This window comes from Tabrizicola sp. (assembly GCF_034366665.1).
In the GTDB taxonomy this organism is placed as follows: domain Bacteria; phylum Pseudomonadota; class Alphaproteobacteria; order Rhodobacterales; family Rhodobacteraceae; genus Tabrizicola.
This window is the reverse complement of the sequence record NZ_JAXMMF010000147.1, coordinates 1-12147: the sequence shown is the minus strand read 5'-3', so window position 1 is coordinate 12147 and position 12147 is coordinate 1. Positions and strand designations below refer to the sequence as shown.

7 protein-coding genes and 1 pseudogene are annotated in these 12147 nt (G+C 63.4%); all 8 read right to left on the bottom strand.

All coding sequences use genetic code 11. The features are described 5' to 3' along the window. Window positions 1–579, bottom strand: a 579-nt coding sequence (locus tag U1E69_RS20665; protein ID WP_322246291.1) for a GTP-binding protein, incomplete at its 3' end; no start/stop codon positions are given. An 86-nt stretch (window positions 580–665) separates the two neighbouring features. Beyond that, the gene (gene fusA / locus U1E69_RS20660) at window positions 666–2792 is read right to left on the bottom strand and encodes an elongation factor G (RefSeq protein ID WP_322246290.1); all 2127 of its coding nucleotides are present in this window, start codon (window positions 2790–2792) and stop codon (window positions 666–668) included. Window positions 2793–2801: 9 nt separating this feature from the next. Then, window positions 2802–3272 carry a 30S ribosomal protein S7 gene (rpsG, locus tag U1E69_RS20655; protein ID WP_305547300.1) on the bottom strand — a complete coding sequence of 157 codons (471 nt, stop codon included), beginning with the start codon at window positions 3270–3272 and terminating at the stop codon, window positions 2802–2804. 11 nt (window positions 3273–3283) lie between these two features. Further along, entirely contained in the window at window positions 3284–3655 is a 372-nt protein-coding gene (rpsL, locus tag U1E69_RS20650; RefSeq protein WP_103259202.1) for a 30S ribosomal protein S12, read from the bottom strand. A 295-nt stretch (window positions 3656–3950) separates the two neighbouring features. Beyond that, window positions 3951–4829 carry a DMT family transporter gene (locus U1E69_RS20645; protein ID WP_322246289.1) on the bottom strand — a complete coding sequence of 293 codons (879 nt, stop codon included), beginning with the start codon at window positions 4827–4829 and terminating at the stop codon, window positions 3951–3953. Between the two features lie 353 nt (window positions 4830–5182). Further along, window positions 5183–5974, bottom strand: coding sequence for a universal stress protein (locus tag U1E69_RS20640; RefSeq protein WP_322246288.1), 792 nt, complete (start codon window positions 5972–5974; stop codon window positions 5183–5185). Between the two features lie 156 nt (window positions 5975–6130). Then, on the bottom strand, window positions 6131–10381 hold the full coding sequence (rpoC, locus tag U1E69_RS20635) for a DNA-directed RNA polymerase subunit beta' (RefSeq protein ID WP_322246287.1): 4251 nt from the start codon (window positions 10379–10381) through the stop codon (window positions 6131–6133). A gap of 91 nt (window positions 10382–10472) precedes the next feature. Next, a pseudogene (rpoB, locus tag U1E69_RS20630) lies at window positions 10473–12147 on the bottom strand (DNA-directed RNA polymerase subunit beta); the annotation flags it as partial.

Sequence of the window (12147 nt, the reverse complement as noted above, 5' to 3'; positions counted from 1 at the left end):
CACGGCCTTCATCAGCGCGCGGATGGAATCTTCGCCGATGTCCTTGCGCTCACCGATCATCGCCTGGTGGGCGCTGCCCTTGACGATCGGAATGTCGTCGCCGGGGTATTCGTAGGACGAAAGCAGCTCGCGCACTTCCATCTCGACGAGTTCCAGCAGTTCCTCGTCATCCACGAGGTCGATCTTGTTCAGATAGACCACCATGTACGGGATGCCGACCTGACGGCCGAGGAGGATGTGCTCGCGCGTTTGCGGCATCGGGCCGTCCGAGGCGGCGCAAACCAGGATCGCGCCGTCCATCTGGGCGGCACCGGTGATCATGTTCTTGACGTAGTCGGCATGGCCGGGGCAGTCGACGTGGGCGTAGTGACGGGCTTCCGTCTCGTATTCCACGTGCGCGGTCGAGATCGTGATGCCACGAGCCCGCTCTTCCGGCGCCCCGTCGATCTGGTCATAGGCGCGGAATTCGCCAAAATACTTCGTGATCGCCGCCGTCAGCGTCGTCTTGCCGTGGTCAACGTGGCCGATCGTGCCAATGTTGACGTGCGGCTTGTTGCGTTCAAACTTTGCCTTGCCCATCAGGGTCTCTCCTCATTCGAGTGTCGGTTGCGGTGCGCTTTAGCGCACCCTACGGGGTGGTAGGGCGGGAGTTACCCGCCGCACCGTCATGCGTATTTCTTCTGGATTTCCTGGCTCAGGTTTTCCGGAACGGTGTCGTAGTGGTCGAACTCCATCGAGAACACGGCGCGGCCCGAGGTCATCGAGCGGAGCTGGTTGATGTAGCCGAACATGTTGGCCAGCGGAACCATCGCGGCGATGACGTTCGCGTTGCCGCGGCTGTCCTGGCCGTTGATCATGCCCCGACGCGAGGTCAGGTCGCCGATGACGCCGCCGGTGTATTCTTCCGGGGTGACGACTTCGACCTTCATGATCGGTTCCAGCAGTTTCGCGCCGGCCTTCTTCAGGCCTTCGCGCATGGCAGCCCGCGACGCGATCTCAAAAGCCAGGACCGAGGAGTCGACGTCGTGGAACGCGCCGTCGATCAGCTGGACCTTGAAGTCGATGACCGGGAAGCCTGCCAGCGGACCGCTGTCCATGACCGACTTGATGCCCTTTTCGACGCCGGGGATGTATTCCTTCGGCACCGCACCGCCCACGATCTTCGATTCGAACGAATAGCCTTCGCCCGGCTCGGTCGGCGAGATGATCAGCTTCACGCGCGCGAACTGGCCGGTACCACCGGTCTGCTTCTTGTGCGTGTAGTCGATCTCGTGCTCGCGGCTGATCGTCTCGCGGTAAGCCACCTGCGGAGCGCCGATGTTCGCCTCGACCTTGAACTCGCGACGCATGCGGTCGACGAGGATGTCGAGGTGAAGTTCGCCCATGCCCTTCATGATGGTCTGGCCGCTTTCGAGGTCAGTTTCCACGCGGAAGGACGGGTCTTCGGCAGCCAGACGGGCCAAAGCGATGCCCATCTTTTCCTGGTCGGCCTTGGTCTTCGGTTCGACCGCGATCTCGATCACCGGGACCGGGAAGGTCATGGTTTCCAGAACAACGGGGGCCGCCGGATCACAAAGCGTGTCGCCGGTGGTGGTTTCCTTCAGACCGCCAAGCGCGATGATGTCGCCCGCGAAAGCTTCGGAAATCTCTTCCCGTTCAATCGCGTGCATCATCATCATGCGGCCAACGCGCTCTTTGCGCTGCTTGGTCGCGTTCAGCATCGCGTCGCCCTTGGCCAGCTTGCCCGAATAGATCCGGGTGAAGGTCAAGGAGCCGACGAAGGGGTCGTTCATGATCTTGAACGCCAGGCCCGAGAAGGGCTGTGCGTCATCGGCCGACCGCGCAATGCTGCGGGTTTCCGTCTCGTCGCCCGGCGCGAAGCCCATGTAGGGCGGCACGTCCAGCGGCGAGGGCAGATAGTCGATCACGGCGTTCAGAAGGGGCTGCACGCCCTTGTTCTTGAACGACGAGCCAGCCATCACCGGGATGAAGTCGATCGCGAGGGTCGCCTTGCGGATCAGCGCCCGCAGGGTTTCCGGCGAGGGTTCATTGCCTTCCAGGTAGGCTTCCATCGCGGCGTCGTCCTGACCCACGGCGGTTTCCACCAGGTTCATGCGCCACTCGTCGGCTTCCGCCTTCAGGCTTTCGCGGATCGGCTGACGCTTCCAGGAAGCGCCCAGGTCTTCGCCCTCGTAGACCCATTCTTCCATGGTCACGAGGTCGATGATACCTTCCAGCTTGTCCTCGGCACCGATCGGCAGGACGATCGGAACAGCGTTAGCGCCGGTCCGGTCCTTGATCATGCGGACGCACTTCATGAAATCGGCGCCGGTCTTGTCCATCTTGTTGACGAACACGATGCGCGGAACCTTGTAGCGGTCAGCCTGACGCCACACGGTTTCGGTCTGCGGTTCCACGCCGGCGTTGCCGTCGAGAAGAACCACAGCGCCGTCAAGGACGGCCAGCGAACGTTCGACTTCGATGGTGAAGTCCACGTGGCCGGGGGTGTCGATGATGTTGAAGCGGTATTTCGTCGCCTTGTCGCCAAGACCAGCCGAGGAATCGATCTGACGGTTCCAGAAGGTGGTGGTCGCAGCCGAGGTGATCGTGATCCCGCGTTCCTGCTCCTGCTCCATCCAGTCCATCGTCGCGGCGCCGTCATGGACTTCGCCGATCTTGTGGGACTTGCCGGTGTAGTAGAGGATGCGTTCCGAGGTCGTGGTCTTGCCCGCGTCGATGTGGGCAATGATCCCGAAGTTGCGGTAGCGGTCGAGCGGATAGTCGCGTGCCATGATGACCCCTTACCAGCGGTAGTGGCTGAACGCTTTGTTTGCGTCGGCCATCTTGTGGGTGTCTTCGCGCTTCTTCACGGCGGTGCCGCGGTTCTGCACGGCGTCGGCCAGTTCGGCGGCCAGACGCTCTTCCATGGTGTTTTCGTTGCGCTTCCTGGCCGCAATGATCAGCCAGCGGATCGCGAGCGCTTCGCGGCGTTCGGTGCGGACTTCGACCGGGACCTGGTAGGTGGCACCACCGACGCGGCGCGAGCGCACTTCGACGGACGGCTTCACGTTTTCCAGCGCTTCGTGGAAGGCTTCGACGGCCGGGCGCTTCAGGCGGGTCTGGACGCGGTCAAGCGCGCCGTAGACGATGCTTTCGGCGACGGACTTCTTGCCGTCGAACATCAGGTTGTTCATGAACTTGGTGACAACCCGATCGCCAAACTTGGCATCGGGCAGGATTTCGCGCTTTTCGGCGGCGTGACGACGGGACATCTGTTATCTCCTCACTTCGGACGCTTGGCGCCGTATTTCGAACGACGCTGACGACGTTCTTTGACGCCCTGGGTATCCAGAACGCCGCGGAGGATGTGGTAGCGCACACCCGGAAGGTCCTTGACCCGGCCGCCACGGATCAGGACGACAGAGTGTTCCTGAAGGTTGTGCTTTTCGCCGGGGATGTAGGAGATGACCTCAAAACCGTTGGTCAGGCGCACCTTGGCGACTTTCCGCATGGCCGAGTTCGGCTTCTTCGGGGTGGTGGTATAGACGCGGGTGCAAACCCCACGCTTTTGCGGGCAGGATTCCAGGTGCTGCGACTTGGACTTCCGGACCACTGCTTCCCGGGGCTTCCGGATCAGCTGTTGAATCGTCGGCATTCACGTTCCTCGTTTCGATACTCGCCCCCCTAGCCGTGCGGAGGCGCCGCTTCTCGACCGTGCCTTGCGCGAATCGCAAAACACGAACACCGCAACCACCGCCGTTTCCGGCGATGCCGCGGTGGAATTCCAGAGGATCGGGGCATTTTCGGCCCGGATCATGACCACTTCAAGCGCTCTGAGCCCTTGTCCCGGTCGCGACTTAAGGGTCGGGCGGGGGTTCGGGTTGGCGGGCGTATATGGGGAATCGGGGGGGGTGTCAACATCGGGCCCCTGCCCCGCCGCGGCATTGAAGTCAGGCCTTCTGCAGGCGAAGCCGCCGCTCGCGCCAAAGGGTGAAGAGGCCCGCGGCGACGACAATGGCAGCGCCGACCAGGGTCCAGACATCCGGAAGATCGCCAAAGACCACAAGGCCAAGGACGATGGCCCAGAGCAGCGAGGTATACCGGAACGGTGCGACCATCCCGATGTCGCCGTGGCGCATCGCGGCGACCGAAGTCAGGTAGCCGACGATCAGGAAAAGGCCCGCGCCAAGGACACGGGTAAGCTCCCAGTCGGTGGGGGTGTGCCAGCCCTGGAAGATCACGCCGGTCCACCCCATCAGCGACACGGCGACGGCGGCCCCAAGGGCGACAAGGGTCGAGGGCACTTGGCCCTGCAAGGGACGGACCGAGAGGTCGCGCACCACCACGCAGGCAACCGAGGCAAGCCCCAGAAGGGACCAGCGGTCAAAGCCCTCGGTCCCCGGGCGGATGATGATGAGGACGCCCGCAAGGCCGACGAGGATGGCGGTCATCCGCCTCCAGCCGATCTTGTCGCCATAGACCAGCGCCGCACCGAGGGTGATCAGAAGGGGCAGCGCCTGCAGGATCGCCGAAAGGTTGGCGAGCGGCATCCGGAGAAGGGCTTCCAGAAACAGGATCGTGGCGGCGACGTCAGCCAGCGAGCGGAGCAGGATCAGCCAGCCATCGCGGCGGTTCGGGCGGAACTTGAAGGCTCCGGTTGCAAGGCAGAGGATCAGCAGGCCCACAACGGCGATCAACCCGCGCAGGCCGATGGTCTGGAACAGGGGAAGGGTCTGGGTGACCGACTTCATGAAGGTGTCGTTGATGGTGAAGGCGGCCATCGAGGCGCACATCAGAAGGATGCCGCGGAGGTTGTCGGAAATCGGCACGTCTTCGTCCTTCACTTGCCTTGCTTGGGTAGCAGGCGACGGCGGGAAGGGGAAGTCTCCAGCCGGGGACGGATTTCCGGGCGCACTGGACTGACGGGGTCAGGCCTGCGCGGCAACCGGACGGAAAGGTCGCGACCTTGGCACGGGCGGTTTTCGAATGGAGCGCTGGCGCGCACGCCTTTTGTCTCGCCTTCTGCGCGCGACGGGCGCGCAGAAGGTTCGGTCATTGGGGGCGCTTCGCCCCCCAAACCCCCCGAGGATATTTGGGGCCAGATGAAAGGGTCTGGAGGGGCGTTAGGTCAGACGGTCTTGCGGGGCGTCTTGTCGTCAGCCTGGCCCCTTTGCGACGCGTCTCAGGCCGACAGGAGGACCGGCAGGGGGCAGTCACCGTCGAGGACGCGGCCTGTGACGCTGCCGAAAACCAGCTCATGGATCGGCGAATGTCGGACCGCACCGACAGTGATCAGGTCGCAGCCAGCCTCGGTCGCGGCGGCGAGGAGGGCTTCGTAGATGTCGCGGCCATTGCGCGGGATCTCGCGAAACTCGGCCTGGAGGCCGTGGCGGGCGAGGTGATGCGCGGCCTCGATCCCGGACTGGTCCATCCGCAGCGCCTTGTCGTCAGTCACCCTGGCGACGATGGCTTCGGCCCCCGGGGCGAGAAGCGCAATCGTGTCCTGCATCGCGCGGGCGGCGGCGTGAGTGCCATCCCAGGCGATCAGCGCGCGGCGTGGCGGAGTGGCAGCGTGCCGCTTCGGGGCAATGACCAGGGGACGACCGGAGTCGAAAAGTGCGGCCTGGGCCAAAAGACGCTCGCCCAGAAGGGGGCCGCGACGGCCAGTGAGGATGCCAAGGTCGGCGACCTTCATGTGGTCGGCGAAGACCTCGCCGATCCCATAGGCAAAGCTTGAGCGGTCCACGATGGTGAAAGGAACCCCTGCCCGGTCGGCAAGCGCGGCAATGGCAGCCCGAGCCCGCCCGAAGTCCGGTTCATCGTCGCCACCCTGGCCGGTGACATCAACCGGGAACGCCAGAACCACGGCTCGGGCCGAAAGCGCGTCAGCCCATCCCAGAGTAAGCGCCAGGGCGGCATGATCCTGATCGATGTCGGACGGCTGGACGAAAGTGACGATCGAACGGATGGTCATGTGGCTGGCTCTCCCCTTGCTGCTCTGCTTGGGAGGTATGCATCGCAGCCCCTGTTCACAAGGTTGTCATCGGCGGATCCGCTGCCGCAACCCGGAAAAAAGAACCCCCGCCGGAGGGATCCGGCGGGGGGGAAACGTGCCCGAAGGCCGCGAGGTTTAATCGCGGCTTTCGATGGTGTCGACAAGGCCCGCGTCGAGATCGAGGTCGATCTCGGGCTCCATCACCGCCAGCGGGGCAGCCAGTGCCGCGGCCTGGTCGGCCTCGGTCCGGCGCGCCTCGATCACGGTGCTGTCGCGATCGGCGGCGATCTTCTTGACGCGGCTGGTGGCGCCACCGGTGCCCGCCGGGATCAGGCGGCCGACGATGACGTTTTCCTTCAGGCCCAGAAGCTTGTCGCGCTTGCCCTGCACCGAAGCCTCGGTAAGGACGCGAGTGGTCTCCTGGAACGAGGCCGCCGAGATGAAGCTGCGGGTCTGCAGCGACGCCTTGGTGATCCCCAGAAGGACCGGCTCGGCCTTCGCCTCACGGCCACCACGGGCGACCGACTTGGCGTTTTCTTCGTCCAGCTCGATCTTCTCGACCTGTTCGCCCTTCAGCAGCGTGGTGTCGCCACCGTCGAGGATCTCGAACTTCTGCAGCATCTGGCGAACGATGACCTCGATGTGCTTGTCGTTGATCTTGACGCCCTGCAGGCGATAGACGTCCTGCACTTCGTCGATCATGTAGTTGGCAAGCGCCTCGATCCCCATGATCCGCAGGATGTCGTGCGGAGCCGGGTTGCCGTCCATGATGTAGTCGCCCTTCTGGACGAAGTCGCCTTCCTGAACCGGAATGTGCTTGCCCTTGGGGATCATGTATTCGACGGCGGTCAGCGTCTCATCCACGGGTTCAACCGTGATGCGGCGCTTGTTCTTGTAGTCCTTGCCAAAGCGGACGTAGCCATCGGTTTCCGCGATGATCGCGTGATCCTTCGGACGCCGGGCTTCGAAGAGTTCGGCCACGCGGGGAAGACCCCCGGTGATGTCCTTCGTCTTCGCCCCTTCGCGCGGGATACGCGCCACCACGTCGCCGGGGCGCAGTTCCTGACCGTCTTCGACCGAGAGGATTGCGTCCACCGACATGGCGTAGGTGATCGGGTTGCCGCTGTCGCCGCGCACAGGATCGCCCGTGGCCGGGTCCATCACGATGATCTCGGGCTTGAGATCGCCGCCCTTGGGCACCGACCGCCAGTCCGAGACGATCTTCTGGGTCATGCCCGTCGCATCATCGGTTTCCTCACGGACCGAGATGCCCGCGACAAGATCCTTGAACCGCGCCACGCCGGTCTTTTCGGCGATGATCGGCAGGGTGAAGGGGTCCCATTCGAAGAGCTTGGTGCCGCGCTTGACGGTTTCGCCTTCCTTGACGTGCAGCTTCGCGCCGTAGGTCAGCTTGTGGGCGGCCCGTTCCTGGCCCGCCTCGTCGATGATCGCGATCGACATGTTCCGGCCGACAACGATCTGCTCTCCGGTGACGTTGGAGAGGAGGTTGGCGTTGCGGAACTCGATCTTGCCTTCCTGGCTGGCTTCCAGGAACGACTGCTGGCCGCCCTGCGCCACGCCGCCGATGTGGAAGGTCCGCATCGTCAGCTGGGTGCCGGGTTCACCGATGGACTGGGCGGCGATGATGCCGACCGCTTCACCGATGTTGACCAGCGTGCCACGGGCAAGGTCACGACCGTAGCAAAGCGCGCAGACGCCTTCTTCGGCCTCGCAGGTCAGCGGGCTGCGGATGCGGATCTGCGCGACGCCCGAACCGTTGATCAGGTCGGCGCGGCGTTCGTCGATCAGCTCGCCCTTCGCGACCAGCACCTCGCCGGTTGCCGGGATCACCACGTCATCGGCCGCAACGCGACCAAGGACACGTTCGCCCATCGGCACGATCACTTCACCGTCGTTGACCGCGGCCGAAGCCATGATCGCCTGTTCGGTGCCGCAGTCATGCGCGCGGACGATGCAGTCTTGCGCCACGTCGACCAGACGGCGGGTCAGATAGCCCGAGTTCGCCGTCTTGAGCGCGGTGTCCGACAGACCTTTCCGCGCGCCGTGGGTCGAGTTGAAGTATTCAAGAACGGTCAGACCTTCCTTGAAGTTCGAGATGATCGGCGTCTCGATGATCTCGCCCGAGGGCTTGGCCATCAGGCCGCGCATGCCGCCCAGCTGCTTCATCTGGATGACCGAACCCCGGGCACCCGAGTGGGCCATCATGTAGACCGAGTTCGGCTCACGCTCGGAGCCGTCCGCGTCGTGGCGGACAGCCGAGATCGTCGACATCATGGCCTCGGTGACCTTGTCGTTGCACTTGGTCCAGGCGTCGACGACCTTGTTGTACTTCTCGCCCTGGGTGATCAGGCCGTCGAGGTACTGCTGTTCAAAGCCGGCGACCTGGTCCTTCACCTCGTTGACGATGGTCCACTTGGTATCCGGGATCACCATGTCGTCCTTGCCGAACGAAATGCCGGCGCGGAACGCCTCGCGGAAGCCAAGGGTCATGATCTGGTCGCAGAAGATCACCGACTCTTTCTGACCGCAGTAGCGGTAGACGGTGTCGATGACGGTCTGGACGTCCTTTTTCCGCAGAAGACGGTTCACCAGGTCGAAGGGGGCCTTGGCGTTCAGCGGCAGCAGGTTGCCAAGCCGCAGGCGGCCGGGCGTGGTGTCGAAGCGCTTCCAGACGATGTTGCCGGTCTCGTCGACCTGACGGAGACGCGCCTTGATCTTGGCGTGCAGGTGCACCGCACCGGCGGCCAGGGCATGCTCGACTTCGTCGATATCGGCGAAGGCCATGCCCTCACCAACCATGCCCTTGCGTTCCATCGTGACGTAGTAAAGGCCGAGGACCATGTCCTGCGACGGCACGATGATCGGGTTGCCGTTGGCTGGCGACAGAACGTTGTTCGTCGACATCATCAGGACGCGGGCTTCCAGCTGGGCTTCCAGGGAAAGCGGCACGTGGACAGCCATCTGGTCACCGTCGAAGTCGGCGTTGAAGGCCGAGCAGACGAGCGGGTGCAGCTGGATCGCCTTGCCTTCGATCAGGATCGGCTCGAAGGCCTGGATGCCCAGACGGTGCAGCGTCGGCGCGCGGTTCAGGAGAACCGGGTGTTCGCGGATGACTTCATCCAGGATGTCCCAGACCTCGGGACGTTCCTTTTCCACAAGCTTCTTGGCCTGTTTGACGGTCGAGGACAGACCCTTGGCCTCAAGCCGCGAGTAGATGAAGGGCTTGAAAAGCTCCAAGGCCATCTTCTTCGGCAACCCGCACTGGTGCAGCTTCAGTTCCGGGCCGGTCACGATGACCGAACGGCCCGAGAAGTCGACCCGCTTGCCCAGAAGGTTCTGGCGGAAGCGGCCCTGCTTGCCTTTCAGCATGTCCGACAGCGATTTCAGCGGGCGCTTGTTGGTGCCCGTGATCACGCGGCCACGACGGCCGTTGTCAAACAGAGCGTCAACAGCTTCCTGCAGCATCCGCTTTTCGTTCCGGACGATGATGTCCGGGGCGCGAAGCTCGATCAGGCGCTTCAGGCGGTTGTTGCGGTTGATGACGCGACGATAAAGGTCGTTCAGGTCGGAGGTGGCGAACCGGCCGCCGTCCAGCGGGACCAGCGGGCGCAGTTCCGGCGGGATCACCGGAAGCACGGTCAGGATCATCCACTCCGGGCGGTTGCCGGATTCGAGGAAGCTTTCGACGATCTTCAGACGCTTGATGATCTTCTTCGGCTTCAGCTCGCCAGTGGCTTCCTTCAGCTCTTCACGCAGCTGTTCGGCCGTGGCGTCGAGGTCGATCGCCGCCAGCATCTCGCGGATCGCTTCCGCACCGATGTTGGCGGTGAAGGCGTCGGCGCCGTACTGGTCCTGCGCGTCGAGGTATTCCTCTTCGGTCAGCATCTGCGCGTAGGTCAGGTCGGTCAGACCCGGCTCGATGACGACGTAGTTTTCGAAGTAGAGGATGCGTTCCAGATCCCGCAGCGTCATGTCGAGCATCAGACCGATCCGGCTGGGCAGCGACTTCAGGAACCAGATGTGCGCGACGGGCGCGGCCAGTTCGATGTGGCCCATCCGCTCGCGGCGCACCTTCTGGAGCGTGACTTCAACACCGCACTTTTCGCAGACGACGCCGCGATATTTCATGCGCTTGTATTTGCCGCAGAGGCATTCGTAGTCCTTGATCGGCCCGAAGATCCGGGCGCAGAACAGGCCGTCACGTTCCGGCTTGAACGTGCGGTAGTTGATGGTTTCCGGCTTCTTGATCTCGCCGAAGGACCACGACAGGATCCGCTCGGGCGAGGCCAGAGAGATCTTGATCTCGTCGAAGGTCTTGACCGGTGCGACCGGGCTGAACGGGTTGGTCGAGAGTTCCTGGTTCATTTTATCTTCCCATATGAAGGGCTGCGGTCAGAGGGGTGAGAGCCAAATTCCTTCGAAGGAATTTGCAAATCTTTTCGAAAAGATTTGTCCCTCACTCCTCCTCCGCATCCAGGAGTTCCATGTTGAGGCCGAGGCCCCGCACTTCCTTGACAAGGACGTTGAACGATTCCGGCACGCCGGCCTCAAAATTGTCCTCGCCCTTGACGATCGACTCGTAGACCTTGGTCCGGCCTGCCACGTCGTCCGACTTCACCGTCAGCATTTCCTGCAGGGTGTAGGCGGCGCCGTAAGCTTCCAAGGCCCAGACCTCCATCTCGCCGAGACGCTGGCCACCGAACTGCGCCTTACCGCCCAGCGGCTGCTGGGTAACAAGCGAGTACGGACCGGTCGAACGTGCGTGCAGCTTGTCGTCGACAAGGTGGTGCAGCTTCAGCATGTACTTCACGCCCACCGTCACCTTGCGCTGGAACTGCTCGCCCGAGCGGCCGTCGAAGACGACCGACTGGCCCGAGGTGTCGAACCCGGCGCGGGTCAGCGCGTCGTTCACATCAGCCTCTTTCGCGCCGTCGAAGACCGGGGTCGCGATCGGCACGCCCTTGGTCACGTTGCCCGCCAGTTCAAGGAAGTCTTCCTCGGTCCGGTCGGCGAAGGCTTCTTCATAGGTCTCGTCGCCGTAGGCCAGACGCACCGCCTCACGCACCGGGGTCATGTCACCGGACCGGCGATATTCCTTCAGCGCTTCGTCGATGTTCATGCCCAGACCACGCGGCCCAGCCCATGTGCGTCTCAAGGATCTGACCGACGTTCATCCGCGACGGCACGCCGAGCGGGTTCAGAACGAGGTCAACCGGGGTGCCATCGGCCAGGAAGGGCATGTCTTCCATCGGGACGACCTTCGAGATGACGCCCTTGTTGCCGTGACGGCCGGCCATCTTGTCGCCCGGCTGCAGCTTGCGCTTCACCGCGACGAAGACCTTGACCATCTTCATGACACCCGGAGGCAGGTCGTCGCCACGGCGCACCTTCTCGACCTTGTCGTCGAACCGGTGATCCAGGGCGCGCTTCTGCGCTTCGAACTGGTCGTGCAGAGCTTCCACGTCCTTGGCTTCATTCTCTTCGGCAAGGGCCAGCTGCCACCACTGCCCGCGCGACAGCGTACCCAAGAGTTCGTCGTCGATGGTCGATCCGGCCTTGATGCCCTTCGGCCCCTTCACGGCAGTCTTGCCCATGATCAGGGTCTTGAGGCGCGCATAGATGTTGCGTTCCAGGATCGCGAGTTCGTCATCGCGGTCGCGGGCGAGGCGTTCGACTTCCTCACGCTCGATCTGCAGGGCGCGTTCGTCCTTGTCGACGCCGTGACGGTTGAAGACGCGCACTTCGACGATCGTGCCGAATGCGCCCGGCGGCAGCCGCAGCGAGGTGTCGCGGACGTCCGAGGCCTTTTCACCGAAGATGGCGCGGAGGAGCTTTTCTTCCGGCGTCATCGGGCTTTCGCCCTTGGGGGTGATCTTGCCGACCAGGATGTCGCCCGGCTGCACTTCGGCGCCGATATAGACGATGCCGGCTTCGTCGAGGTTGCGCAGCGCCTCCTCGCCGACGTTGGGGATGTCGCGGGTGATTTCCTCTGGCCCGAGCTTGGTGTCGCGGGCGGCGACTTCGTATTCCTCGATGTGGATCGAGGTGAACACGTCGTCGCGCAGGATGCGTTCCGAGATCAGGATCGAGTCTTCGTAGTTGTAGCCGTTCCACGGCATGAACGCGACGAC

What these genes read in the sequence shown, in the direction of transcription:
- rpsG (WP_305547300.1), bottom strand. Translation starts at nt 3,272, where the DNA reads ATGTCCCGTCGTCACGCCGCCGAAAAGCGCGAAATCCTGCCCGATGCC.
- U1E69_RS20640 (WP_322246288.1), bottom strand. Translation starts at nt 5,974, where the DNA reads ATGACCATCCGTTCGATCGTCACTTTCGTCCAGCCGTCCGACATCGAT.
- rpoC (WP_322246287.1), bottom strand. Translation starts at nt 10,381, where the DNA reads ATGAACCAGGAACTCTCGACCAACCCGTTCAGCCCGGTCGCACCGGTC.
- fusA (WP_322246290.1), bottom strand. Translation starts at nt 2,792, where the DNA reads ATGGCACGCGACTATCCGCTCGACCGCTACCGCAACTTCGGGATCATT.
- rpsL (WP_103259202.1), bottom strand. Translation starts at nt 3,655, where the DNA reads ATGCCGACGATTCAACAGCTGATCCGGAAGCCCCGGGAAGCAGTGGTC.